Consider the following 24,759-nt stretch of genomic DNA (forward strand, 5'->3'; position numbering starts at 1 on the left):
ACCTGGTGATGACGCGGCCGTGCATGCGGCAAGGGGGCGGGGGTGCCGAGGTGTGTGCCCCCGGTGCACGGCGGGACACTCCTGCGTGAGCGGGCGGCGGGCGGCGGCGCCGTGTCAGAGGGCGACGGTGGCCCGGAAGACGGTGCCCGTGCCGGAGAGTTCGACGCGTTCGCCGGCGGGCACGTACACGGACTGGCCCGGGTCGAGGGTGAGTCCGCTGAGGTGCGGGGTGCCGGCGGTGGCGAGGACGACCTGGGCGGAGGGGACGGTGAGGTCGACGGGGGCGGCGCCTTCGGGCCGTACGAAGCGGGAGAGCCGGAAGTCGTCGACGGGGGCCTCGTACAGTTCCTCGCCGGACTCGGACGCCTCGGGGCGCAGGATGTCGGGGGCGGCCGCGTCGAAGCGGACGACGCGGAGGAGTTCGGGGACGTCGACGTGCTTAGGGGTGAGGCCGCAGCGCAGCACGTTGTCGGAGCTGGCCATGATCTCGACGCCGAGGCCCTTGATGTAGGCGTGGGGCACGCCGGCGCCGAGGAAGAGGGCTTCGCCGGGCTGGAGCCGTACGTGGTTGAGGAGCAGGGCGGCGATGACGCCGGGGTCGCCCGGGTAGTGGTGTGCGAGGTCGGCGTACGGGGTGAGGTGGCCGCCCGTGCGGGTGCAGGCGGCGGCGGTGGCGGCGACGGTGTCGGCCATCGCGTCGGGGTCGGCGGTGAGGACGGCGGTGAGGACCTCGCGGAGTGCGGCGTCCTCGGGGTGGGCGCGCAGGACGTCGACGTACGGCTTGAGGGAGTCGACGTCGAGGGAGGCGAGGAGGTCGGCGGTCTCGGCGGGCGGGCGGAAGCCGCAGAGTCCCTCGAAGGGGGTGAGGGCGCAGATGAGTTCGGGCTTGTGGTGGGGGTCCTTGTAGGTGCGGTGGGCGGCGTGGAGGGGGATGCCGGCCTGCTCTTCCCGGGCGTAGCCGGCCTGGGCCTGGGCGCTGTCGGGGTGCACCTGGAGGGAGAGGGGCGCCGCGGCGGCGAGGATCTTGAGGAGGAAGGGCAGGTGGGGTCCGAAGCGGGTGGCGGTCTCGGGTCCGAGTTCACGTTCCGGGTCGGCGGCGATGACGTCGGAGAGCGTCCGGTCGTGCGGGGTGCCGTCGGGGCCGGTGCGGGTGACGCGGGAGGGGGCTGCGGGGTGGGCGCCCATCCACATCTCGGCCTGCGGCTCGCCGGTGGGGGCGGTGCCGAGGAGGTCCGGGATGGCCGTGGTGGAGCCCCAGGCGTAGGGGCGGACGGTGTTGGAGAGGCGGTCCATGGCGCTGTTCCCTTGGTTCGTTGCTGGTCGGGCTGGTCCCAGGGTGCGGCTCCGGGGTGGCGGGTGGTTGGCGCCGGGGTGTGGTGGGGGTGTCTTCGGTGGCGCCGGCGGGTGGTTCCGGCGCCGGGGTTCGAAGCCGACGGTGGCGTGGGCGGGGCTGCGGGTCAGCCGGTGCCGGCCGCGAGGGCCAGGTAGCCGGCGGCGAAGTCGGTGACCGCGAGGAGTTCGGCGAGGGCTTCGAGGTCGGTGCCGGGTTCGGGTTCCAGTTCGCTGACGGCGGTGCCGTTGCCGAGGGCGAGTTCGCGGGCGGCGGGGGCGGCGGTGAGGCCGCCCTCGTCGGCGGGCCGGTCGCGCAGGAGGACGACACGGGCGTGGAGGGCCTGCGCTTCCTCGACGCGGTCGCGGAAGAAGTCGTCGGGGTCGGCGCCGGCGGCGAGGGCGCCGGCGAGGAGTCCGCCGTGCGCGGGCAGTGCTTCGGGGAGCTGGGCGGCCAGGGCGGGCCGGCAGGCGAGTTCGGCGAGTACGGCGGTGAAGCGGCGGCCGACGGGGGCGGCGTAGGGGCCTTCGGTCCAGATGAGCGGCAGCGAGTCGGCGAGTTCGGCGGCCAGCGTCTTGGCGGGGTTGCCGTAGGTGGCGATGGCGGGGCCGCAGCGTTCGGCGATGCGGTCGAGGCGGTCGGCGACCTTCTCCAGGGTCTCGGCGGGCGCGGTGATCAGGCCGACGCGGTCGAGGAGGGCGAGGAGGGGCGTGAACAGCGCCCACAGCGCGCCGGGGCTGGCGGCCTGGGTGTCCTCGTACTCCTCGTGGGGGGCTGTGGCGAGGGGGACGGCGAGGCCGTGGCTGCCGTGGACGGCCTCGGTGAGGGGGGAGCGGCGCGGGGCGACCGTGACGACGGTGACGCCGCGGCGGTACGCCTGCTCGGCGAGTTGGGCGAGGCCGGGTTCGGAACCGTCGGTGGTGGCGAGCAGGAGGAGGTCGACGGAGCCGGTCCAGCCGGGAAGGGCCCAGCGGAGGGCGCCCGCGGCGGGGGCGACGCCGGTGGGGTGGAGGCGGGTGACGGGTGCGGACGCCCCGGCGAGGGCGGCGACGAGGTCGGCGACGCCGGTGGCCGCCGTGCCGGAGCCGGCGATGAGGACGGCGCGGGGGCGGCCTTCCGGGTTGAGGGCGCCGACGCCGGCCTCGGTGGCGTGCCGGGCGGCGGTCCGGACGCGGGCGCCCGCTTCGGCGGCTCCGCGCAGCAGGCCGCGGTGGTCGGCGCGGGCCAGTGCCTCGGGGTCGTCGAGCAGCGACTCGTCGAGCATGGGTGGGGCCTCCGATCGCCGGGGCGGATACGTACGCGGGGTGCGGCGCCTGTCCGGTGCGGCCGGGCGGGCGCGAGGTGCGGGTGCGGTGCGGGTTCCGGGCTGGTTGCGGGGCGGGGCTGGTGGCCGGGTGCCTGGGGCCGGGAGGTCCCGGGCCGGGTCGGGCACCGGGGTGCCGGGGCCGGGGGTGACGGCCCGGGAAGGGCCGGGCGGGTGCCGGTGGTTCGGATGGTCGCGGGTGGCGGACTGGGCGGTTCCGGAGTCGCGGGCCGCCGACGGGTGATGCGGAGGGCGGTCAGCGGTGGGCGGCTGCCGGGTGGGGCTGGTCCGGTGGTGGGTGGTCCTGTGGTGCGGGGGGCTTGTCGGCGGTGGCCGGTGGCCGGGTGGTGGTCCTGTGGTGCAGGGGGCTTGTCGGCGGTGGGCGGCGGCCGGGTGGTGGCCTTGTGGTGCCAGTGGTTGTCGGCGGGGGCGGCTGCCGGGAGGGGCGGGTGATACGGGTGGCGTGCGGTTGACCGGACGGGGCCCCGCGGGGCGTGCCGCCGGCTCGGGGTCTGCCGGGCTCGGTCGCCCGGTGCGGCCGTCCGGTACGGGCGTCCGGCCGGGACGAGTGGGTCGCCGGGGGCGCGGTCGGCGCGGTCGGGAGGTGACGGCGCAGTCGTACGGGGGCCGTGCGGGCGGTGCCGTGTGCCGGGCAGGCCCTGGGCGGTACGGACTCTCGGGCCGCTGTACCGGATGAGGCACCGCACCCGGGGCGGCAGCCGGGCCCGGCCCGTCCGTGCGTCACCGGTCCGCGGTCCGGTCGGACCGTACCGGCCGGTGGCCGTCGGTGGCCGTCGGCGGCCGTCGGCGGTCCGCATGTCCGGCCGGGCGTCAGGACGGGCGGCGGGCCTCGTCGACGAGGAGGACGGGGATGCCGTCGCGTACCGGGTAGGCCAGGCCGCAGTCCTCGCTGGTGCAGACCAGTTCGGGGGCCTCGTCGGCCGTGTGGTCGCTCAGCCGGGCGTGGCAGGCCGGGCAGACGAGGATCTCCAGGAGGCCGGCTTCGAGCGACATGGGAGGTTTCCCTTCGGGTCGGTACGTCGTGGTGCTGGTGGGTGCGGTGCTGCGCCGCCCCCCGGCGCCGCCAGCCTACCGCCGGGGCGCCAGGGGCGCGGCCCGACCTGTCCGGGCGGGTGGGCCGCGCCTTCACGTGCCCTGGGCGGGGCCGCGCCGGGTGGGGCGGGGCGTACGCGGACGGGGTCAGGAGCCGCGGACCAGGGAGAGGACCTCGTCGCGGATCTTCGCCATGGTGGCTTCGTCCTGGGCCTCGACGTTGAGGCGGAGGAGGGGCTCGGTGTTGGAGGGGCGGAGGTTGAACCACCAGCCGTCGCCGTTGACGGTCAGCCCGTCCATCTCGTCGGTGGTGACACCGTCGCGGGATCCGAAGGCCGCGCGGACGGCGTCGGTGCGGGCGGTCTGGTCGTCCACCTTCGAGTTGATCTCGCCGGAGGCCGCGTAGCGGTCGTACGAGGCGACGAGCTCCGACAGCGGGCCCTCCTGGCCGCCGAGGGCGGCGAGGACGTGGAGGGCGGCGAGCATGCCCGTGTCGGCGTTCCAGAAGTCGCGGAAGTAGTAGTGCGCCGAGTGCTCGCCGCCGAAGATGGCGCCCGTGCGGGCCATCTCGGCCTTGATGAAGGAGTGGCCGACGCGGGTGCGGACGGGGATGCCGCCGTTCTCGCGGACGACCTCCGGCACGCACGACGACGTGATCAGGTTGTGGATGACCGTGCCGCCGGGGTGCTTGGCGAGCTCGCGGGCGGCGACGAGGGCGGTGATGGCGGACGGCGAGACCGGTTCGCCGCGCTCGTCGACCACGAAGCAACGGTCGGCGTCGCCGTCGAAGGCGAGACCGAGGTCGGCGCCCTCGGCGCGGACGCGGGCCTGGAGGTCCACGATGTTGGCGGGGTCGAGCGGGTTCGCCTCGTGGTTGGGGAACGTGCCGTCCAGCTCGAAGTACATCGGGACGAGGGTGAGGGGCAGCCCCTCGAAGACGGTGGGGACGGTGTGGCCGCCCATGCCGTTGCCCGCGTCGACGACGACCTTCAGCGGCCGGATGGACCTGAGGTCGACGAGCGACCTCAGGTGGTCGGCGTAGCCGGTGAGGGTGTCCTGCTCGGTGACGGTGCCGGGCGTGTCCGCCGGGGCCGGGGCGCCCGACTCCAGCCACTCCTCGACGAGCGCCCGGATGTCGGCGAGCCCGCTGTCCTGGCCGATGGGGGCCGCGCCCGCGCGGCACATCTTGATGCCGTTGTACTGGGCGGGGTTGTGCGACGCCGTGAACATCGCGCCCGGCAGGCCGAGGTGCCCCGAGGCGAAGTAGAGCTGGTCGGTGGAGCACAGTCCGATGACGGTGATGTCCGCGCCCTGGGCGGCGGCGCCGCGTGCGAAAGCGGCGGTCAGGCCGGGCGAGGACGGGCGCATGTCGTGGCCGACGACGATCGCGTCGGCTCCGGTGACTTGGGTGAAGGCGGCACCGAACAGCTCGGCGAGCGCCTCGTCCCACTGATCCGGCACGACTCCGCGCACGTCGTACGCCTTGACGATCTGCGACAGATCAGCAGCCACTGATCAACCTCCTGCGAGCCCTGTATGGAGTACACAACCTACCCGGGGGGTGCAATGGGGGCGTACGGAGTGTCAGGGTTGCGCCACTGTGGCGTGAACCGCGCGGTGCCGGGCGACGGGGGTGGCGCCGTGCACGCCCGGACACCCGGGCGTGCGCCGGTCGGCCTTCCTGCGGCCCGCGTGCGGGGGCGGTCCTGCGGCACCCGGGCGGGCCCCCGGGACCTGCGGGCTCGGCGGGAGGTACGGAACCGTCTGCCGGGACGGGGCGGGGCGAGCGGACGGGAGGCGTGGGCGTGGGGCGTACGGCGTCAGGCGTCAGGCGTCAGGCGTCAGTGCGGTGCGGCCGCGGGTACGGCTTGGGGCGGGCGGCCTCGGACGCCGCGTGCAGGTGGCAGACGTCGGGTGCAGGCGGCAGACGTCAGGTGTGGGTGTAGGACGTCAGGTGCAGGCTGAAGACGTCAGGTGCAGGTGTAGGACGTCAGGCGTCGGATGTCGGGCACGGGCTTCGGGCGCCAGGTACGGGCGTAGCCGGAGGGCGTCAGGGGCCGAGTGCGGGCGTAGCCGGAGGGGCCAAGCGTCGGGCGCCAGGCGCAGGTGACCCGGAGGGCGTCAGGCGTCAGGGGAGCGGAGGACGCGCAGGTGGCCGCGGCGGCCCACCTCCACCGGGTCGCCGCCGCGACTGCCGCCGGCCTTGCCGCCGCCTGCCTGGGCCGCGCGCTCCTGCGGACGGGCCGCTTCCCGGACCGCGTTCGCCAGGGCCTCCAGGTCGTCGCCGCTGGGCCGGGACGGTGCGGAGCCGTCGGAGAGCCGGACGACCTCCCAGCCGCGGGGCGCGGTGAGGCGTTCGCTGTGCTCGGCGCACAGGTCGTAGCAGTGGGGTTCGGCGTAGGTGGCGAGCGGGCCGAGGACCGCGGTCGAGTCGGCGTAGACGTACGTCAGCGTCGCGACGGCAGGGCGGCCGCACGCGGTGCGCGAACAGCGACGTACAGGGCTCACGACGTTGGACGGTACCGCACTCTTGAGCGGGCCGCGACGACTCTCCACCAGGTCACTCGGCCGTGTCGCCGTGTGATGTCCCCCACATGGGTGTTCGAGGCGGGCCTCGCGACCTGCGACGGAGGCGGTAAGGGTGTGCGGCGGGCTACGCCGTGTGGCGGATGAGGCGTGTGAGGCGCTCGGGCCGGTGCTGCGCACATCCGGCCGTTTTCCGCCCCCGCGGTGCGCGAACCCGCCTGCGGGGGCGGACTCACCGGGCGAAGGGCGTTGCCGTGCGCAGCGCGTCGGAGGACCGGGCGCGCCCGGGTCGCCGCTGCGGTGAACGCGGTGCGCCCGGGAGAGCTACGCTGCGTCAGGTGAAGGACAGTGCCGTGCCTCCCCCGGCCGCAGCCGGCGGGACACCTGGAGGGAACCCCCGGCCGACCGAGCCGCGGCCGCGCCGCCGCGACCGCCACGGACGGGGGATGCGCGGCCCCGTGGCGCCGCCGCAGGTGCCGCTGTCCGTGACGCGGGCGGACACGTTCCGGGACCTCGTGCAGGACTCGGTGGAGCGGTTGGAGCGGCGCTGGCCGCAACTGGCGGACGTGGACATCCACGTCCTGGAGGTGCCGACCTCGCTGGACGGTTTCTCCGTGCCGCTGGGCAGTGCGGCCCCGGCCACGCGCGACCAGCCGGCGCGGATCGTGGTCTACCGGCGGCCGGTGGAGCTGCGGGCGAAGACCCGGGACGAGCGGGCGCTGCTGGTCCACGAGGTCGTGGTGGAGCAGGTGGCGGAGCTGCTCGGGCTGGCCCCGGAGTCCGTCGACCCGCGATACGGCGAGGACTGAGGCACCGCCCGGACCGACGCGAAACCCGAACGCCCGAGGCACCGCCCGGACCGACGCGAAACCCGAACGCCCGAGGCACCGCCCGGACCGACGCGAAACCCGAACGCCCGAGGCACCGCCCGGACCGACGCGAAACCCGAACGTCCGGGGCACAGGTCGGGCACCCGGGGAAGGAGCCCGCGGTGCCGCGCGGGCTCAGTCCAGGACCGTCAGGTCCTGCTCCGCGCGGGGGACGGCCACGCGGGAGCCGTCGTTCGCCAGGGGCTGGAGCGTGAACATCTGCACCCCGTCCTCCGTCTGCGTCAGCATGCGCGAGGCGTGGACCGGGCCGCCGGACTCGGTTTCGACCGTGAGGGCGTACGTGCCCTTCAGCCCTGCCGGGACGGGGGCGGTGACCGCCTGGGTGGTGCCGCCCTTGACCGTGTACGTCTCCGTGGCCGGGGTCCCTCCCCCGGTCCCCGCGGACGCCGTCACCTTGACCTTGGCGGAGTCCTTGCCGGGGACCGTGAGGAACAGGGTCGCGCCCTTGGCGGTGTTGCCCGCCACGGTGGCGCGGTCGCCGACGGGCGCGCTCGCGGGGAGGAAGGCCACTTCCTGCTTCTCGCCGGTGCCGCGGATCACCCGCAGGGCCGCCACGACCGGGGTGGCCTGGCTCGGCCGGGCCGGTGTCAGCAGCAGCGAACCCGGCTCGCCGCCCGTCAGCGCCTTCAGGTCGGCGGCGGCCGTCATCCCGGACTTGATGCGGATGGTCTGCTGCACCGCCGGGGTGATCGTGCCGTTGGCGCCCATGAGCTGGATCCTCAGCTCGGCATCGGTGTCCCCGGGGGCGTACGCGATCAGCTGGACGGATGTGGCGTCCGCCGGGATGCCGGGCAGGACCAGGGTGGCGGCGGGTCCGGCGGACGCGGTGAGCCAGTCGCTGCCGAGCTGGTCGACGGCGGACTGCACGGCGGCGCCGACCCGGCCGCTGCGCGTGGTGACGTGGGCGGTGACGTCGGTGGCGGCGGCGTCGGCGGTGAGGGTGGACAGCAGTACCGGCACACTGGACCGGGCGGGGACACCGACGCCGTCGGTGAGCTGGGACTTGAGGGGGCCTTCTGGGCCGTACAGCTCGATGTCGACGACGGCGGCGGTGTCGTCGGGGTTGGTGAGGTGGACGTAGTCGCGGCGGTTCTCGGCCGTGGACACCCCGGGGAACCAGAAGTCCGTGTCCGGTGCGGTGCAGCTCAGGCCGAGCAGCCCGCGGGCGCCGCCCGCCGGGACCAGGGTGGTCTGCTGGGTGGTCCAGCCGGGGGCGAGGCGGCCGGAGGCCAGGCCGACGAGGGCGGGGGCGGCGGCGCCGTCGGCCTCCGCGGAGACCGGTGTGCCGGGGGTCGTGGCGGTGAGGACGGCCTTGTCCGCGGCGGCGTCCCGCTTCGCCCGTGCCTGCTGGTCCTTCTGGTCCTCCCCGTCCGCGGCGGGCTGCTCGGCCGGGTCCTCCGGCTTCTCGTCCTGCGGGTCGTCCGGCTTCTTCGCGGCGGCCGCGGCGTCCTTCGAGGCCGCCGACGGCTTCAGCTCCGCCTTGCCGGCCTCCTCGCCCTGCTGCCCGCCGGTCTTGCCGCCGCCGGCCGCCTTCGCGTCCTGCGGGGTGTAGGAGGTGTACGTCGTCTCCGCGAGCTCCGAGGTGCTGGGCGCGGGGCAGAGGAGGCTGCTGCGCTCCACGGGCAGCAGCGCCGGCGCCGCGGTGCCCGTGGCGGTGTCGCCCTCCCCCGGCGCCGCCACGGCGGCGAGGCCCGTGAGGGCGGCGAGGGCGGTGGCGGCCGCGAGGAGGGAGAGGGTGCTGCGGTTCACTGGTGGCTGCTCCCGTCGGGACGCGGCTGGTTCTCGTGGCCGTACGGGTCGTACGGGTCGTACGGGGGCTGGGGGCCGGGGTCGTGGCCCTGCGGCTGCCCCCCGTACCGGGTCGCCCCGTGGGAGGGGTCGCTGTACGGCTGGTCGCTGGAGGACCGGTCGTTGTGGGGCGGTTCGCTGTAGGGGGAGTCCGCGTACCCGGTGTCCCCGTAGGTCCCGTCGCCCTGGGGGCGGCCGTACGTCCGGTCGGCGTACTGCTGGTCGCCGCGGCCCTGGTCGGGCTGCGGGGCGTACTGCTGCTCGCCGTGCGGCGCGTCGTACGGCTGCTGCCCGTACGCGGCGGACGGGTCGTGGCCGTACTGCGGGTACTGCCGGTCGTACGACTGCCCGCCGTACGGGTCCTGGTGGTCCTGGCCGCCGTTCCAGTCGCCGTACTGCCGGGCGCCGGTCATGGCGTACGGGTCGGCGTCCTGGAACTGGGCCTCGCCGGTCTCCGCGGGTACGTCCCCGGGGTCGCCGTCGCCCCCGGTGCCCGCGGCAGGGGTCCGGCCCGCCTGCTCCGCCTCGGCGGCGGCGCGCAGGCGGCGGGCGCGGCGGCCGTCGCCCGAGGCGTCCTGGGCGGGCAGGGCGACGGCCTCCTCCGGCAGGTCGTCGTCGACGGTGCGGCGCCGCCCCGGCAGGGCGAGGACCAGCAGGACGACGGCCAGGGCGCACTGGGCCCACAGCCAGGCCGTGCGGCCGACGGGTGCTTCGTGGGTGAGGTCGAGGCGGCCGCCCTGCGCGGGCAGCTCGAAGCCCTGGGCCCAGCCGTCGACGGTGGTCTTCTTCAGGGGCGTGCCGTCGAGTGTGGCCCGCCAGCCGTCGTCGGCGCGGTCCGCGATGCGCAGCACCCGGCCCGCGCCGCCCGCCGGGATCTCGGTGTGGGCCTCGACGGGTCCCGAGGCGACGGGCAGGGGCTCCGCGGCCGCCTCGGCGCGCTCGTCGGCGCCGGGGACGATGACGGCCCGGGCCACCTGCCGGTCGACGCGCCACAGGGCGCTGCCGTCGCGCTGGCTGAGCCGGCTGAGGCCGGGGGTGGCGTCGAGGACGCGGCTCATGGTGCGGGGCGCGCCGTCGCGGACCAGGACGTAGCGGATGGCGAAGCCGCTGAGCTCGGCGGTCTGGTCGGCGCCGGAGCCGGCGACGAGGTGGGCGACGACCTCGTCCAGCAGCGGGTCGCCGCCTGAGGCGGCGGTGAGTTCGGCGTCGCCGAGGCGGACGCCGGAGCCGCGCACCAGGGCGTAGTCGACCTTCGCGGTGGACGTGCCGTCGAGGACGAGGGTGCGGGGCTGGTCGCGGGTGATGCTCTCCTCCGCGACGAAGGCCGGCACCTGGGTGGGGTCGCGGCGCTCCAGGGGGCCGGCGGCGCCGCCGATCATCCAGGCGGCGGCCGATACGAGGGGGCCGACGGCGGCCGCGAGGGCGACGAGCGCGGCGACGGGCTGCCGCCAGCCGAAGCTCTGGGCGGCGACGCGGCTGCGGGCGCCTTCCGCGCCGACCATGCCGGCGGCGAGGAGGGCGATGCCGTACACGAGGGTGGCGGGCCCGGCCCAGCCGGCGGCCCGGTCGCCGGAGCCGTTGGTGAGCACGGCGGCGAGCAGACCGGTGAGGGCGACGGCCCAGGCGGTGCGGACGGCGAACCGGCGTTCGCTGCGCAGCAGGGCGCCCAGCGCGGCGAGGACGACGCCGATGAGGACGAGGCCGCTGACGGTCCGCGGCCCGCCGGGGCTGATGCCGAGGAGGTCGAGCGGCCCGGCCGGCCCGGTGGCGAGCTCCGCGCCGGCTTCGGTGAGGAAGGCGGCGGGGCGGGTGAGCAGGTCCAGTGACCAGGGGGCGAGGACGAGCAGCGGGGTGCCTGCGACGGCGAGGAGGCGGAGCCCGTAGGCGGTGATGTCGTCGCGGCGCAGGACGAGCGCGGCGATGCCGAGGACGACGGCGAGCGGCCACACCAGGGGCGTGAAGGCCATGGTGAAGGTGAGCAGGAAGGTGTACGCCCAGGTGGCGCGCCAGGAGCCGCGGGGGGCGCCGGGCCCGCCGTCGCGCAGTCCGTACGCGGCGACGGCGGCGCGGGCGACGAGCGGCAGGAGGACGGCGAGGACGGCGGTGCCGAGGCGGCCGGTGGCAAGGGCTCCGGTGGCGGCGGGCAGGAAGGCGTAGGCGACGGCTCCCCAGGCGCGCAGGACGCGGGACTCCACGAGGGAGCGGGACGCGAAGTACGCGGTGATGCCGGCGAGGGGGACGGAGCAGACCAGGAGGACGGTCAGTGCCAGGCCCGTGGAGCCGGCGAACAGCCCGGAGAGGGCGGCGAGCAGCGCCAGGTAGGGCGGGGCGCTCTGGGTGCCGCCGGTGCCGAGGGGGTGCCAGGCGTCGGCGTAGCGGCCCCAGAGGTCGCCGACTGTGTCGGGGACGGGCAGGAGGGCGCCGCCGGCGAGGGAGCCGCCGCCGAACAGGCCGCGGCAGGCGACAAGGGAGACCAGGAGGAGCAGCGCGAAGAGGACCGGGCCCGGCTTGCGGCCGATCTTCTTGAGGCGGGCGAACTGCTCGACTTCCAGGTAGTCGGCGTCGTCGCCGCCGGGCCCCGACTCGACGGCGCCGTGGCGGGAGCCGCCGGAGTCGGTGTCGCGGCCGACGAAGTGGGACGCGGCCTGTTCGACCGCGGCGCGGACGGTGGCGCCGGGCGGCGGGAACAGCGGCCGCAGTTCGGCCGGGTCGACGGCGTCGGCGGCGCGGGCGCGGCGGGCGGCGATGATCCGTTCGGGGCGCAGGAGGACGGCGAAGAGGCCCATGACCTCGTCGACGGCCTGGACCGGCGCCTTGCCCACGAGGTAGGCCAGGGTGCGCAGGAGGGTGCCGAGGACGAGGCGGACGAAGACGTACGGCAGGGCGATGCCGCGGGTGTTGGCGAGCAGGGTGTAGACGGCGCCGGCCTTGTCGACGCGGTGCGGGTTGGACGCGGTGCGGCCGACGCAGTCGACGGTGCGGCGCTCGCGGGAGGCGGCCTCGGCGTGGCGCAGGACGGCGTCGGGGGCGACGAGGACCCGGTGGCCCGCGGCGTGGACGCGCCAGCACAGGTCGACGTCGTCGCGCATGAGGGGCAGCCGGCGGTCGAAGCCGCCGAGTTCCTCGAACACGTCGCGGCGGATGAGCATGCCGGCGGTGGAGACGGACAGCACGGGCCGGATCTGGTCGTGCTGGCCCTGGTCCTGTTCGCGGCGGTCGAGCCCGGTCCAGCGGCGGCCGCTGCGGGCGATGGTGACGCCGACTTCGAGGAGCTGCTTCTTGTCGTACCAGCCGCGCAGCTTGGGGCCGACGACCGCGGCGTACGCGTCGGAGTCGGCGACGCGGAGCAGTTCGGCGAGGGCGTCCGGGTCGGGGGCGCAGTCGTCGTGGAGCAGCCACAGCCACTGGACGGGTTCGCCGTGCGGGAGCTCCGGCATGTCGTAGGCGTCGTCGCGCCAGGTGCGGCTGACGGGGTCCCAGCCGCTGGGCCGCTTCAGGTACGGCAGGTCGTCGGGGCCGAGGACGGGCGCGGAGCGGGCCGCCTCGTCGACGGCGGCGCCGAAGCCGGTGCGGCGGGCGAGGTGCAGGACGCGGTCGTCGCCGATGGCATCGCCGAGGAGCCGGGCGGAGTCGTCGGCGCTGCCGGTGTCGGCGGCGACGACGTTCTGCACCGGACGCTCCTGGCCGAGGAGCCCGGCGAGGGCGTCGGGCAGCCAGCGGGCGCCGTCGTGGGAGACGAGCACCGCGGTGACGACATGCCGGGGGAACTCGGGCTGCTGCGGCGCAGGAGCGGAGGAGAACGCGGCGGTGTTGGCGGACATCGGGGTACGGGCCCTCCGGCCAGGGGGGCGCCCCCGGCTCGGGGGCGTCGGAGCGTCTGACGGGGCTCCACACTAATGGCTGGCACGGTGGCGGTCCGCCGCCTGTGGACAGACCGCGCTCGCGGGTGGTCCGGTACCTGTGGACAGACCGTGCCGGCCTGCGCGCCCGCCCGCTCCCCCGCTCGCGCGGACGCCGGCACCCGCCCGTCCGGGGACCACGCGGGGCCCTCGCGTGTCCGGCCAGGTCGGCGAGGCACCCGGGCGCCCGCCCGCCGGCAGGCCGGGCACCGCCTCTGGGGTCCTCTACCGACACCCGTCCGATGCCGCCCGCCCGCCGACAGGCTGGGCACGGACTGCCTCCATGGGCACGGACTGCGTCAGCACGGACTGCCGCCGCAATGGGCACGGACTGTGTCAAGAGGGGGGTGCACCGCCCGCCGACGCCCCGCCGCCCCTCCCCTCAGCGGTTCCCGCCGACCCGCGGCGGGCGCCCGCCTGACCCCGTGGGAGCCGCATGCATGAGCGGCGGGGAAGAACCCCGCTCCGGGGGCCCGCGGCGACAGGGCCAAGGGGCGCCGCCGCCGACGCCTGCCTGTTCGCTGCGCCGTGCCGCGGGCTCGCCGGGCGAGCGCGGAGGTGGCGGTGGCGGGGGCGGTGGCGGTCAAGCGGGAGGCGCAGGCCCGGGAGTGGTGGGCGCCGTCGCGGTGCCGGGTTTCGGGCGGCCGGGCGGTCGTGCGCCGGGGTACGGGCGGTCGGGCGGCGCCGCGTCATGGCGGGGGCTGCCGCGGCGCGGTGGCGCGAGGACCGGCGGTGTGCGGGCCCGTGCGAGCGGAGAGGTGGCCGGTCCCCGCCGGGCCGCCCCGAGCGTGCGTGCCCGCAAGGAGCCCTCCACGGCGATCTCACGGAACCCGCCGAGAATCCCTGGGCGTGTGCGCCCGCGGGGAGCCCGCGTCGTCGTGGACGCCCACCTTCTCCACGCCGAGTGGGCGTGCGCGCCCGCGGGGAGCCCGTCCCGCTCCGGGTGCCGCCCTCGGGGCGTTGCCCCTGCACGTCATGACGGTCCGTCACCAGCGTGGGGGCTTGCAGCCGCACGGGGGTCGCCCGGTCGGCGATCACGTACAGTGATCAGAAGGGGTCAGACGGCGGCCTTCTTGAGGCGGCGGCGCTCGCGCTCGGACAGCCCGCCCCAGATTCCGAAACGCTCATCATTCGCAAGTGCGTATTCCAGGCATTCCGATCGCACTTCGCAGGCGAGGCACACCTTCTTCGCCTCGCGGGTCGACCCGCCCTTCTCGGGAAAGAAGGACTCCGGATCGGTCTGGGCGCACAACGCGCGCTCCTGCCAGCCGAGTTCCTCATCCTCGTTCTCGACCAGCAGTTCCTCGAACAACTCGGTCATGTGCGCCCCTCGTCGGTCATTACGTCCCCGTGATGCCGCCGTTTCCGTTTTCGGCCGAACGACACGAGTGAAATTACAAGTGTGAGGCTCCGGGGCAGTCAAGCCGAGATCTGCTATTGAGCCCGGTATTCACTCTGCGGAACCAAGGCCATGCAGAAAGTGTTCAAATCGGCATAAACGAGACACAGGACTCCTGCCGCCCCGACGGCTCCGCTCGCGGCGCCTCCGTCAGGGAGGACGTACGCGGACTCGATCTTGTTGCGGTCCGTACCGCGAAGCGATCCGGATCACAGTCGGGTCACGGGACCTTCCCAGCTCCCTCACGAAGCCACCCTGCGGCCGCCTGTCCCCGGGTTCCGCCGGGACAAACCTTTCTGCTGAGCGTGCAACCGGATGTGGTGAAAGATCGCCGCCAAACCGGCCATCGGGTTGACAGACGCAACGGCGGTCGGCCACTTTGGGGGCATGCCAGCGACCGCAGTGCCCTCCGCGACCCACGGTGACCGTGGGTCGCGCCGCGCTGTCCACGTGCCCGCCCACGTGAGCTGTTGTCGCTGCCGCCGCTGTTGCTGTTGACGCCGTAGGGCTCCAGCCGCTCTCCCCCTTCCGCGCCGCCGCGCGCCCGGTCCGCTTCCGCGTACCCGGACGGCCCCGTGCCGCCGTACCCGCGCGGGACGTGTCCCCCTCTCGTCGATCTTCGTTCGCCTGGTGTCGACCGCACCGCACCTCTCAGCCGAGGAACCACCGCAGCCCATGAACAGCGACAGCGACCTCCAGATCGCCGGCGACATCCTCGCCGTCCAGCACCTCCTCCAGCCGGCCAAGCCGCACCCCACCACCGTCGCCGAGTTCGCCGCGCTGGCCCGCGCCGTCGCGGCCGACCGGGACCGGTGGGCGCCCCTCGTCGCGTACGACGCCACCACCCGCTGGTACCACCGGCTGGAGACCGGCCCCGGCTACGAGGTCTGGCTGCTGTCCTGGCTGCCCGGCCAGGGCACCGGGCGCCACGACCACGGCCGGTCGTCGGGCGTGATGACCGTGCTGGAGGGAGAGCTGACGGAGCACACGGACCGGGGCGTACGCCTGCTCGACGGAGGCGCGCGCGGGGCGTGGGGCAGGGTCTTCGCGCCCGGCCAGGTGCACGAGATCGTGAACGACTCGCTCGAACCGGCGGTCAGCCTGCACGTCTACTTCCCGGGACTGACCGAGATGCCGATGCACCCGAAGCAGTCCGCGGCCGCAGCCGCCGCGACTTCCGGGCCGAGCACCCGGGCGGTCGTGTCCGCCTGACAGACTGCACGGCATGCGCATTGTGGTTCTGGCCGGCGGCATCGGCGGTGCCCGTTGCCTGCGCGGCCTCAAGGCGGCCGCGCCCGACGCGGACATCACGGTCATCGGCAACACCGGTGACGACATCCATCTGTTCGGGCTGAAGGTCTGCCCCGACCTCGACACGGTGATGTACACCCTCGGCGGTGGCATCGACGAGGAGCAGGGCTGGGGGCGGGCCGACGAGACCTTCCAGGTCAAGAGCGAACTCGCGGCGTACGGCGTCGGGCCGGAGTGGTTCGGGCTCGGGGACCGCGACGTCGCCACCCACATCGTCCGCACGCAGATGCTGGGCGCCGGATACCCGCTCAGCGCCGTGACCGAGGCGCTGTGCGACCGCTGGAAGCCGGGGGTGCGGCTGCTGCCGATGTCCGACGACCGGGTGGAGACGCACGTCGCCGTCGAACTCGACGGGCAGCGCCGGGCCATCCACTTCCAGGAGTACTGGGTGCGGCTGCGGGCCTCCGTCGACGCGCACGCGGTCGTACCGGTGGGCGCGGAGCAGGCCAAGCCGGCGCCGGGGGTACTGGAGGCGATCGCCGAGGCGGACGTGGTGCTGTTCCCGCCGTCGAACCCGGTGGTGAGCATCGGCACGATCCTCGCCGTGCCCGGCATCCGGGAGGCCATCGCGGAGGCCGGTGTGCCGGTCGTGGGCCTCTCGCCGATCGTGGGCGGCGCCCCGGTGCGCGGCATGGCCGACAAGATGCTCGCCGCCGTGGGCGTCGAGGCGACGGCCGCCGCCGTGGCCGAGCACTACGGCTCCGGACTGCTGGACGGCTGGCTGGTGGACACCGCCGACGAGGAGGCGGTCGCCGGGGTCGAGGCCGCCGGCATCCGCTGCCGGGCCGTGCCGCTGATGATGACCGACGCGGCGGCCGCCGCCGCGATGGCCCGCGAGGCCCTGCGGCTCGCGGAGGACGTCCGAGAGGTGCGGGGATGACCCCCGGGGACGGACTCGCAGACCGGCCGGCGGGCGGGGCGGAGGCGGCGTACCGGGTGTGGGCGCCCGGCGGGCTGCCCGAGGTGCGGGAGGGCGACGACCTGGCGAAGCTGATCGCCGCCGCCGAGCCAGGCCTCGCGGACGGGGACGTGGTCCTGGTCACCTCCAAGATCGTGAGCAAGGCGGAGGGGCGGGTCGTCGCCGCCGGCGACCGCGACGCCGCCATCGACGCCGAGACGGTACGGGTGGTGGCCCGGCGCGGCACGCTGCGCATCGTCGAGAACCGCAACGGGCTCGTCATGGCCGCCGCCGGGGTCGACGCGTCGAACACCCCCGCCGGGACGGTCCTGCTGCTGCCGGAGGACCCCGACGGCTCCGCGCGGGCCATCCGCGCCGGCCTGCGGGACGCCCTCGGCGTCACCGTCGGCGTCGTCGTCACCGACACCTTCGGGCGCCCCTGGCGCAGCGGGCTGACGGACGTGGCGATCGGGGCGGCCGGGGTGCGGGTCCTGGACGACCTGCGCGGCGGCACCGACGCCTACGGAAACCCGCTCGTCGCGACCGTCGTGGCGGGGGGCGACGAACTGGCCGCCGCCGGGGACCTCGTGAAGGGCAAGACGGCCGGGCGGCCGGTCGCCGTCGTCCGGGGCCTGCCCCACCTCGTCACCGCGGACGGCGACGACGGGCCGGGCGCGCGGGCGCTCGTCCGGGACCCGGGCAGCGACATGTTCCGGCTCGGCACGTCGGAGGCGGTCCGGCGGGCGGTGACGCTGCGGCGCACCGTACGGGCGTTCACGGACGCGCCCGTGGACCCCGGAGCGGTGCGGCGGGCGGTCGCGGCGGCGGTGACGGCGCCCGCGCCGCACCGCACCGCGCCGTGGCGGTTCGTGCTGCTGGAGTCGGCGGACGCGCGGCGGCGGCTGCTGGACGCCATGCGGGACGCGTGGGTCGCCGACCTGCGGAAGGACGGCCTCGACGAGGCCGCCGCCGCCCGGCGGATACGGCGCGGCGACGTGCTGCGCAACGCGCCCTGCCTGGTCGTGCCCTGCCTCGTCACCGAGGGCGCCCACTCCTACCCGGACGCGCGCCGCGCCGCCGCCGAGCGGGAGATGTTCGTGGTGGCCGCCGGTGCCGGGGTGCAGAACTTCCTGGTGGCGCTGGCCGGCGAGCGGCTGGGCTCGGCGTGGGTGTCGTCGACGATGTTCTGCCGCGACGTCGTACGGGACGTGCTGGGCCTGCCGGACACCTGGGACCCCATGGGCGCCGTCGCCGTCGGCCACCCGGCGCAGCCGCCGGCGGACCGCCCGGCGCGCGACCCGGAGGACTTCGTCACGGTGCGGTGACGTCCGGGGCGGGCGGCGCGGGCTGCTGCACGGGGCGCTCCGACCGGACCGGCTCGCCCGGCGGTGGTCGGCGGTGGTCGGCGGCGGTCGGGCTCCCGGCGGGGTGGCGCCGGGAGCCGCGGCCGGAGGCGCCGCGGCCGGAGGGCCCGAACGGCGCGTCCTCGGCGGGGACCCGCGCCCAGGGTTCCGGGCCGGCGGCGCCGTCCTACAGCGCCGCGATGTCGCCGGGTGTCATGCGGGGCGCCCTGCGGGGCGGTGTGCGGCCGCTGAGCAGGATGAGGCGGGCCGCCCGGTGGCGCTGGCCCGCGTACGGCTCCAGGAGGCGGAGCATCTCGGTGTCGTCGGCGTCGCGGTTGCCGGCCAGGGCGTGGCCGACGATGCCGGGCAGGTGGTAGTCGCCGACGGACACCGCGTCGGGGGCGCCGTTGCTGCGCTGCACGGTCTCGGCGGAGGTCCACGGGCCGATACCGGGCACCAGTTCCAGGCGGCGCCGGGCGGCCTCGGGCTCCATCGCGGCCGCCTCCTCCAGGCGGCCGGCCACCCGCACCGCCCGCAGGACGGTCGCCGACCGCTTGCCGTCCACGCCTGCGCGGTGCCACTCCCAGGACGGCACCAGCGCCCAGGTCCGCGGCTCCGGCACCACGTACAGCCGCAGGTCCGCCGCCGCTGCCGGGCCGGGGGCCGGCTCGCCGTACGCGCGGACCAGGAGCCGCCACGCGCGGTACGCCTCGTCCGTCGTGACCTTCTGCTCCAGGATCGACGGGATCAGCGACTCCATGACCAGGCCGGTGCGGACCAGCCGCAGGCCGGGGCGGCGGTGCCGGGTCAGGGCGAGCAGCCGGTGGCGCGGCGTGAACGCCTCCGGGTCGTCACGCCCGCCCAGCAGGTCGGGCAGCGTGTCCAGCAGCCATGCGGCGCCCGCGCCCCACGCCTGCGCCTCGACGTCGGCGCCCCGTGCGGCGACCCGCAGGGTGCCGGGGCCGTCCGGGGTGCGGCAGGTGCGCCAGACGGCGCCGTCGGGAGCCGTGCGGAAGGTCGGGTCGGCGGGTCCGCGGCGCAGCGGGGCCAGGGTCAGGGCCGGTTCCAGCGGCCAGGGCGGGGTCCACGTGCGGGTGCGGGCGCTGCTCCCCGGCCGGGCCGGTGCGGGGCGGGCGGGGTGCGGGAGCCGCCCGCCCGCGAGGGCGCCGGCGCGTGGAGCGTAGCGGCCTGCCACCGGGCCTCCGGGGGTTCTCGCTGCGGGTGTCGGACCCGAACAGCGTAGCCCCGGCCCGCTCCGCCCTACTGGTCCGAGGAGAAGCGGACGGAGCCGGCGGCCAGGTGGGCGCCGCACCAGACCCGTACGCCGCCGCGCAGTTCGTTGTCGGGGCCCACGTGCGCGCCGTCGCCGATGACCGCGCCGTACAGCTCCGTGCGGGCGCCGATCCGGGCGCCCTCGCCGACCAGGGAGTCGACCACCACAGCGCCCGGCTCCACGGTGGCGCCCGCCATGACGACGCTGCCGTCCACGGTGGCGCCCGCGCCGACCACCGCGCCCGCGCAGACGACCGTGCCGCCGGTCAGCTTGGCGTCCTGGGCGACCTCCGCGCCCTCGATGACCAGCCGCTCGCCGCGCCGGCCGGGCACGGCGGGGGACGGGGCGCGGCCGAGGACGAGGTCGGCGGAGCCGCGCACGAACGCCTGCGGGGTGCCGAGGTCCAGCCAGTACGTGGAGTCGACCATGCCCTGGAGGTGGGCGCCGGCGGCCAGCAGGTCCGGGAACGTCTCGCGCTCGACCGAGACGGGGCGGCCGGCGGGGATGGTGTCGATGACGGAGCGGCGGAAGACGTACGCGCCGGCGTTGATCTGGTCGGTGACGATCTCCTCGGGCGTCTGGGGCTTCTCCAGGAACGCCGTGACGCGTCCGGTGGCGTCGGTCGGGACGAGGCCGAAGGCACGCGGGTCCTCGACGCGGGTGAGGTGCAGGGAGATGTCGGCGCCGGACGTGCGGTGGGTGTCGACGAGGGCCCGGATGTCGAGGCCGGTCAGGATGTCGCCGTTGAAGATGAGGACCGGTTCGTCCGGGCCGGAGCGGAGTCGCGAGGCGACGTTGCGTATCGCGCCGCCGGTGCCGAGCGGCTCCTTCTCGGTGACGTACTCCAGGTGCAGGCCGAGCGCGGAGCCGTCGCCGAAGTACGGCTCGAAGACCTCGGCGAGGTAGGAGGTGGCCAGCACGATGTGCTCCACACCGGCCGCCCGTGCCCGGGCGAGCTGGTGGGTGAGGAACGGCACGCCCGCGGCGGTCACCATCGGCTTGGGCGTGTTGACCGTCATGGGCCGCAGCCGGGTTCCCTTGCCACCGACCAGAAGGATCGCTTCTGTCACCTGTCGTCTCTGCTTCCTACTGGGGCCGGCCGATGAGTCACGCTCTGCGTCGTGGGGGGTCGTCTGCGTCCTGCGGTCTGTGGCCTGCTGTCGGGTCTGCTGTGTGCTTGTCTGCTGTGTGCTTGTCTGCTGTGCGCTTGCGCTGTGGGTCGTCTGCTGCGGGTGCTGCGGTCTGTCGTCGCGGGCGCGGGGCGCCCCGCCGGGAGCGCCTCGCGCCGTACGGCCGCGTGCCCGGGGTGGGGCCCCGGCGCCCTGTCCGGGCGCCTTTCCCCCGGGCTCGTCCGGCCGGTCCCCCGTCCGGAATCGCGGTCATACGATCAGTACGAGCGGACAGTGTAGGCAGAACGCGGAGCGCCTGCTCAGGGGGCTGACGGAGTGGTCCGGAACTGACGCGCCCTCAGCTCCTTCCCTGGTACGCGGCGGCGGCGGTGCGGATCGCGCCGAGCTTCTGGTAGAGCTTCGCCCCCGGGCATTCCGTGGCGTATCCGTCGCGGTGCCCGGAGACGGCCTTCAGTTTGGCCTTCGTGCCCTTCTTGTACAGGTTGCCGCCGCCGGACGTCAGGGTGGCCGTGCCGCGCGGGTCCCTGCCGTGCAGCCCGAGTTTCCACGCCGTCAGCTTGGCCGCGGCGGTGGTGACCGCGGCCGGTGGGGCGCTGGAGGTGAACGTGCCGAGGACGGCGATGCCCGTGGTCTGGGAGTTGAATCCGAGCGTGTGCGCGCCCTGCACGGGCTTGGCGACCCCGCCGGCCCGGCCTTCGTAGATGGTGCCGCACTTGTCGATGGCGAAGTTGTAGCCGATGTCCCGCCAGCCCAGGCTCGTCACGTGGTAGCGGTAGATACTGCGAAGGACGGAGGGGGCCTGCGCACAGGTGTAGTCGTTGCCCGTGGCGCTGTGGTGGACGAAGGCCGCCCGCACGGTCGAGGTGTAGAGGAACGCGCTCTCGCGCAGCGACTCGTCCGCGCCCCAGCCCTTCCGAGTGACGATCTTGGGCTTGGGGGCGGTGTGGGCCGCGGCCGCGTCGGCCTCCGCAGCGGTCCCGGCGTCTCCCTCGGCCTCCGCGGCGGCCCCGGCGTCTCCCTCGGCCTCGGCCTCGGACGCGCCCCGGCCTCGCCCCCGGCCTCGGCTGCGCCGGCCTGCGCGACCGGGTCGGCCGCGGGCTGCCGACCGGTGCCGGGCCCGGGTCCGGGGCCGCCGGCGGGGCGGACCCGGCGGCGGATCCCGCGGGCGTCGGGGCGGGGTGGCGGTCGCCGCTCCGGCGGCCTGCGGCCGCGCCGTACCGGCCGCGGCCGTGGCGGGGGCCGCACCTGTGGCGGAGGAGGCGGCCGTGGCGGCTGGGCCGACGGTGCCGGGCGCACTGCCCGCGCCGGGCGCGTCGGCAGTCCCGGGCGTGTCGGCCGCCGCCGTCGCCGCGCCGGAGGTCCCCGTACCGGCCGCGCCCGCGCCGGAGGCCGCCGTACCCGCGGTGCCCGTACCGGACGGGGCCGTACCGGACGGGTCCGTACCGGCCGACGTGCCTCCCGGGCGGGAGGCGCTCGCCGCGGGCTCCGGGTCGGTGCCCGGGTCGATGAGGTCGACGCGCAGGCCGCGCGGCAGGTCCTGCGCCGAGGCCCCGCCGGTCGGCCGTACGCGGACCTCGACGCCGTCCGCGGCGCCCACCCACAGGGGGCGGTGGCGCCGCGCGGCCTGCCCGCGGCGGCCTCCGCCGTGCCCGGGTCGGCGCCGTGCTCGTGGTAGTGGGTCTCCAGGTCCCGCCAGGGCGACCAGGCACCGGTCCCCGCGGCCCGGGTCCGCACCTGGACCGTGCCGGGGAGTTCGGCGCGCGCGTCCTCCCACACCACGCCCAGCAGGGAGAACGGTTCCACGTCCCGGCGGGGCAGCCCTTGGTGGGGCGCGCCGCCCCCGGCCGCCGCCGGTCGGCGCCGAGCGGCACCAGGGGAAGGGACCGGGTGGCGCCCGGCTCCGCGGCGGCGCCGCGGGCACCGGCGTGGGGGACGGCCGGGGAGCGCCCGGAGGCGTCGGACAGGGTGAGTGACAGCGGAACGGCGAGGGCCGCTGCGGCCGCCACGCCGATCGAGGAGACAAGAAGCGAACGCATAACGTGATAGTGGGCATGTCGGACCGTGCACGCTCACCCGTTTCCTGACGGCCCATCGGTCCGTACGGAGTAACGCGTCACCCGCTCGGCCCTCGCCCGAGCGCTGCGGGGACGTACCCTTGCCCGGATGAACGCCAGCGACCGCACCCCCGCCGACCTGCTGCGATCCGCGCTCGCCGCGGACCCCGCCCGCCCCCTCGTCACCTATTACGACGACGCCACCGGTGAGCGCGTCGAACTGTCCGTGGCCACCTTCGCCAACTGGGTGGCCAAGACGGCGAACCTGCTCCAGGACGGACTGTCCGCCGAGCCCGGCGAGCGGGTGGCGCTGCTGCTGCCCGCGCACTGGCAGACCGCGGTGTGGCTGCTCGCCTGCGCGTCCACGGGTGTGGTCGCCGACCTGGACGGCGATCCGGCGGCGGCCGACCACGTGGTGGCGGGGCCGGACCGGCTCGACGAGGGGCGGGCCTGCTCCGGGAGCCGCCTGGCGCTGTCCCTGGCCCCGCTGGGCCGGCGCTTCCTGCCGGGACCGCCCGACGGGTACGACGACTACGCCGTGGAAGTCCCCGGCCAGGGCGACCGGTTCGTCCCGTACGTCCCGGTCGACCCGGAGGCCCCCGCGCTGGCCGTGCCCGGTGCGGGCGCGGAGCTGAGCGGCGCGGAACTGGTGGCGCGGGCGCGTGAGGACGCCGTGCGGCTGGGGCTGAAGGACGGGTCGCGGCTGCTGTCGGGGCTGGCCTGGGACTCCTGGGAGGGCGTGTCGGCGGGGCTGTACGCGCCGCTCGCGGCGGGCGGCTCCGTCGTCCTGTGCCGCCACCTCGACCGGCTGGCCCCCGACGCCCTGGCGCAGCGGCTGGAGAGCGAGCGGGTCACCGACCGCGCCGGCGCGGCCTGACCCCCCGTACGGTGGACCGGGCGCGGCGTCCCGCCCGGCCGGGCGGCCTCCCGGTGGATGATCGGCGGTGCGCACCCCGCGCGGGCCCGCACCCCGGTCTCGTACGAACGTCTCGTACGGGGGCCTCGTACGGGGCTCTCGCAGGAGGTCTCGTGGGCCGCGTCCGTGTGTCGGCCTCGTGCCCGGTGCGCTTCGCGTACCACTGTGGACACGACCACGTGCCCGGGGCGGCCGTCTCACCGGATGCAGACCGGGGTGCGGCCACCCCTGACGCCGCCGACGCCCCGAAGGACGGACTCTGACGTGACGGACCCCTCCGGCGCCTCCGACTCCCCCGGACCGGACACCGCGCCGCCCGGCGGCGAGGCGGCGGGCGGGCGCCACCCGCGCGCCCGGCGGTGGATGCGCTGGGGGGCCGTGGGGCTCGCGCTGGCCGTGCTGGTGGCGGCCGGGGCGGGCTGGTGGGTCTACCGGAAGCTGGACCGGAACATCACCACGGACGACACGGCCGTCGCGGAGCTGAGGCGGTACGAGCGGGAACGGCCGTCGCCCGTGCCGCGCGGCGGCACGAACATCCTGGTGATCGGGTCCGACACCCGCTCGGGCGACGGCAACGCCGCGTACGGCAGGGACGCGGGGACGCAGCGGTCGGACACGGCGATCCTGCTGCACCTGTCGACCCGCCAGAAGAGCGTCACGGCGGTGTCCGTCCCGCGGGACCTGATGGTGGACGTGCCGGAGTGCCGCACGCCCCGCGGGAAGACCACGGCGGCGCGGTTCACCTCGTTCAACGCGGCGTTCCAGATCGGCGGGGCGGCCTGCACGATCCGCACCGTGGAGAACCTCACGGGGATCCGCGTCGACCACCACATGGTGATCGACTTCCGGGGCTTCAAGGACATGGTGGACGCGGTCGGCGGGGTGCGGGTCTGCGTGGAGGAGCCGATCGACGACCCGGACGCCCGCCTCACGCTGGACGCCGGGCCGCAGACCCTGCACGGCGAGCAGGCCCTCGGCTACGTGCGGGCCCGCAAGACCCTGGGCGGCGGCAGCGACACCGAGCGCATGGGCCGTCAGCAGCGGTTCCTCGGGGCGCTGGTCAACAAGGTGCAGAGCAACGGGGTGCTGCTGAACCCGGCCCGGCTGTACCCCGTGCTGGACGCCGCTACCCGGTCGCTGACCACGGATCCGGGGCTGGACTCGCTCAAGGACCTCTACGACCTGGCGCGCAGGCTGCGGAGCGTACCTTCGGAAAAGGTGCAGTTCCTGACGGTTCCCCGGAAGCCATATCACGCAGACCCGAACCGGGACGAGTTGGTGCAGCCGGAGGCCGATCGGCTGTTCAAACGACTGCGGGTGGACGCGCCCGTCCTGGTGGTCCCGACCGAGGAGCGGGAGGCGGGCACGACCCCCTCCCCGGACGCCGGGGCGTCGCCCCGCCCGTCGGGGACGCCGACCTACGCCGGAACCAACGCCGCAACCAGCGCCTGCCCGTAGGGATCCGACGACGGGGGCGCGAGAAATGTGTGAGAGAAGGAATAACAGACAGGGCAATACGGGGGCTTTGGGGAGGATTGCCCGTTTGTAAGGGCCGTGGAATTTGTCACGGCCGTCGCCCTACGTTGAACTGGGCGGATATCGTGACGCGATCCGGTGCGGTGGCCACATACGTCACGCGCCCGGAT

General features: G+C 75.8%; 17 protein-coding genes. 6 read left to right on the plus strand and 11 right to left on the minus strand.

The features are described 5' to 3' along the window. Nucleotides 1–114 precede the first annotated feature (114 nt). The 5 genes from manA to L6E17_RS27660 all read right to left on the minus strand — a co-directional run bounded on the left by manA (nt 115) and on the right by L6E17_RS27660 (nt 6,242). Complete coding sequence (manA, locus tag L6E17_RS27640; RefSeq protein WP_236243387.1) at nt 115–1,293, minus strand: mannose-6-phosphate isomerase, class I; 1,179 nt, start codon at nt 1,291–1,293, stop codon at nt 115–117. Between the two features lie 164 nt (nt 1,294–1,457). Then, nucleotides 1,458–2,594: an SIS domain-containing protein gene (locus tag L6E17_RS27645; RefSeq protein ID WP_236243388.1), complete on the minus strand. Its 1,137-nt coding sequence runs from the start codon at nt 2,592–2,594 to the stop codon at nt 1,458–1,460. A gap of 870 nt (nt 2,595–3,464) precedes the next feature. Further along, entirely contained in the window at nt 3,465–3,647 is a 183-nt protein-coding gene (locus L6E17_RS27650) for a Trm112 family protein (protein ID WP_236243389.1), read from the minus strand. Nucleotides 3,648–3,833: 186 nt separating this feature from the next. After that, nucleotides 3,834–5,198, minus strand: coding sequence for a phosphomannomutase/phosphoglucomutase (locus L6E17_RS27655; protein ID WP_236243390.1), 1,365 nt, complete (start codon nt 5,196–5,198; stop codon nt 3,834–3,836). A 609-nt stretch (nt 5,199–5,807) separates the two neighbouring features. Continuing rightward, entirely contained in the window at nt 5,808–6,242 is a 435-nt protein-coding gene (locus tag L6E17_RS27660; protein WP_236243391.1) for a DUF3499 domain-containing protein, read from the minus strand. A 308-nt stretch (nt 6,243–6,550) separates the two neighbouring features. Here L6E17_RS27660 and L6E17_RS27665 point away from each other — a divergent pair, with 308 nt between their 5' ends. Further along, complete coding sequence (locus L6E17_RS27665) at nt 6,551–7,021, plus strand: metallopeptidase family protein (protein WP_374109165.1); 471 nt, start codon at nt 6,551–6,553, stop codon at nt 7,019–7,021. A gap of 195 nt (nt 7,022–7,216) precedes the next feature. On the opposite strand, the gene L6E17_RS27670 is transcribed toward L6E17_RS27665, so the two are convergent. The 3 genes from L6E17_RS27670 to L6E17_RS27680 form a co-directional block, all read right to left on the minus strand. Beyond that, nucleotides 7,217–8,851, minus strand: coding sequence for a DUF5719 family protein (locus L6E17_RS27670; RefSeq protein WP_236243392.1), 1,635 nt, complete (start codon nt 8,849–8,851; stop codon nt 7,217–7,219). Beyond that, nucleotides 8,848–12,711 (minus strand): glycosyltransferase family 2 protein, encoded by a 3,864-nt coding sequence (locus tag L6E17_RS27675; protein ID WP_236243393.1) that lies wholly within the window; start codon nt 12,709–12,711, stop codon nt 8,848–8,850. Before L6E17_RS27675 ends, L6E17_RS27670 begins: the two co-directional genes overlap by 4 nt. A gap of 1,135 nt (nt 12,712–13,846) precedes the next feature. Next, the gene (locus L6E17_RS27680) at nt 13,847–14,110 is read right to left on the minus strand and encodes a WhiB family transcriptional regulator (RefSeq protein WP_236243394.1); all 264 of its coding nucleotides are present in this window, start codon (nt 14,108–14,110) and stop codon (nt 13,847–13,849) included. Nucleotides 14,111–14,863: 753 nt separating this feature from the next. On the opposite strand from L6E17_RS27680, the gene L6E17_RS27685 reads away from it, so the two are divergent. Genes L6E17_RS27685 through L6E17_RS27695 form a run of 3 tightly spaced genes read left to right on the plus strand, consistent with a single transcriptional unit; the run spans nt 14,864 to nt 17,722 of the window. Beyond that, complete coding sequence (locus L6E17_RS27685) at nt 14,864–15,400, plus strand: cysteine dioxygenase family protein (protein WP_236243395.1); 537 nt, start codon at nt 14,864–14,866, stop codon at nt 15,398–15,400. Between the two features lie 13 nt (nt 15,401–15,413). Next, nucleotides 15,414–16,379 (plus strand): 2-phospho-L-lactate transferase, encoded by a 966-nt coding sequence (cofD, locus tag L6E17_RS27690; RefSeq protein ID WP_236243396.1) that lies wholly within the window; start codon nt 15,414–15,416, stop codon nt 16,377–16,379. Next, nucleotides 16,376–17,722 carry a coenzyme F420-0:L-glutamate ligase gene (locus tag L6E17_RS27695; protein WP_236243397.1) on the plus strand — a complete coding sequence of 449 codons (1,347 nt, stop codon included), beginning with the start codon at nt 16,376–16,378 and terminating at the stop codon, nt 17,720–17,722. Before cofD ends, L6E17_RS27695 begins: the two co-directional genes overlap by 4 nt. 205 nt (nt 17,723–17,927) lie before the next feature. On the opposite strand, the gene L6E17_RS27700 is transcribed toward L6E17_RS27695, so the two are convergent. The 3 genes from L6E17_RS27700 to L6E17_RS27710 all read right to left on the minus strand — a co-directional run bounded on the left by L6E17_RS27700 (nt 17,928) and on the right by L6E17_RS27710 (nt 21,740). Next, the gene (locus L6E17_RS27700) at nt 17,928–18,935 is read right to left on the minus strand and encodes a DNA-3-methyladenine glycosylase (protein WP_236243398.1); all 1,008 of its coding nucleotides are present in this window, start codon (nt 18,933–18,935) and stop codon (nt 17,928–17,930) included. A gap of 65 nt (nt 18,936–19,000) precedes the next feature. Further along, a complete protein-coding gene (locus tag L6E17_RS27705) occupies nt 19,001–20,083 on the minus strand; it encodes an NDP-sugar synthase (RefSeq protein WP_308315943.1) in 1,083 nt (360 codons plus the stop codon). Nucleotides 20,084–20,480: 397 nt separating this feature from the next. Beyond that, on the minus strand, nt 20,481–21,740 hold the full coding sequence (locus L6E17_RS27710) for a peptidoglycan recognition protein (RefSeq protein WP_236243399.1): 1,260 nt from the start codon (nt 21,738–21,740) through the stop codon (nt 20,481–20,483). A gap of 566 nt (nt 21,741–22,306) precedes the next feature. Here L6E17_RS27710 and L6E17_RS27715 point away from each other — a divergent pair. Further along, on the plus strand, nt 22,307–23,074 hold the full coding sequence (locus L6E17_RS27715) for a TIGR03089 family protein (RefSeq protein WP_236243400.1): 768 nt from the start codon (nt 22,307–22,309) through the stop codon (nt 23,072–23,074). Between the two features lie 303 nt (nt 23,075–23,377). Then, on the plus strand, nt 23,378–24,571 hold the full coding sequence (locus L6E17_RS27720; protein ID WP_236243401.1) for an LCP family protein: 1,194 nt from the start codon (nt 23,378–23,380) through the stop codon (nt 24,569–24,571). Nucleotides 24,572–24,759 lie beyond the last annotated feature (188 nt).

It is taken from the genome of Streptomyces sp. CC228A (assembly GCF_021390935.1).
In the GTDB taxonomy this organism is placed as follows: Bacteria; Actinomycetota; Actinomycetes; order Streptomycetales; family Streptomycetaceae; genus Streptomyces.

Coding starts and splice junctions, on each gene's coding strand:
- manA (WP_236243387.1), bottom strand. CDS start 1,293: ATGGACCGCCTCTCCAACACCGTCCGCCCCTACGCCTGGGGCTCCACC.
- L6E17_RS27645 (WP_236243388.1), bottom strand. CDS start 2,594: ATGCTCGACGAGTCGCTGCTCGACGACCCCGAGGCACTGGCCCGCGCC.
- L6E17_RS27650 (WP_236243389.1), bottom strand. CDS start 3,647: ATGTCGCTCGAAGCCGGCCTCCTGGAGATCCTCGTCTGCCCGGCCTGC.
- L6E17_RS27675 (WP_236243393.1), bottom strand. CDS start 12,711: ATGTCCGCCAACACCGCCGCGTTCTCCTCCGCTCCTGCGCCGCAGCAG.
- L6E17_RS27680 (WP_236243394.1), bottom strand. CDS start 14,110: ATGACCGAGTTGTTCGAGGAACTGCTGGTCGAGAACGAGGATGAGGAA.
- L6E17_RS27685 (WP_236243395.1), top strand. CDS start 14,864: ATGAACAGCGACAGCGACCTCCAGATCGCCGGCGACATCCTCGCCGTC.
- cofD (WP_236243396.1), top strand. CDS start 15,414: ATGCGCATTGTGGTTCTGGCCGGCGGCATCGGCGGTGCCCGTTGCCTG.
- L6E17_RS27695 (WP_236243397.1), top strand. CDS start 16,376: ATGACCCCCGGGGACGGACTCGCAGACCGGCCGGCGGGCGGGGCGGAG.
- L6E17_RS27715 (WP_236243400.1), top strand. CDS start 22,307: ATGAACGCCAGCGACCGCACCCCCGCCGACCTGCTGCGATCCGCGCTC.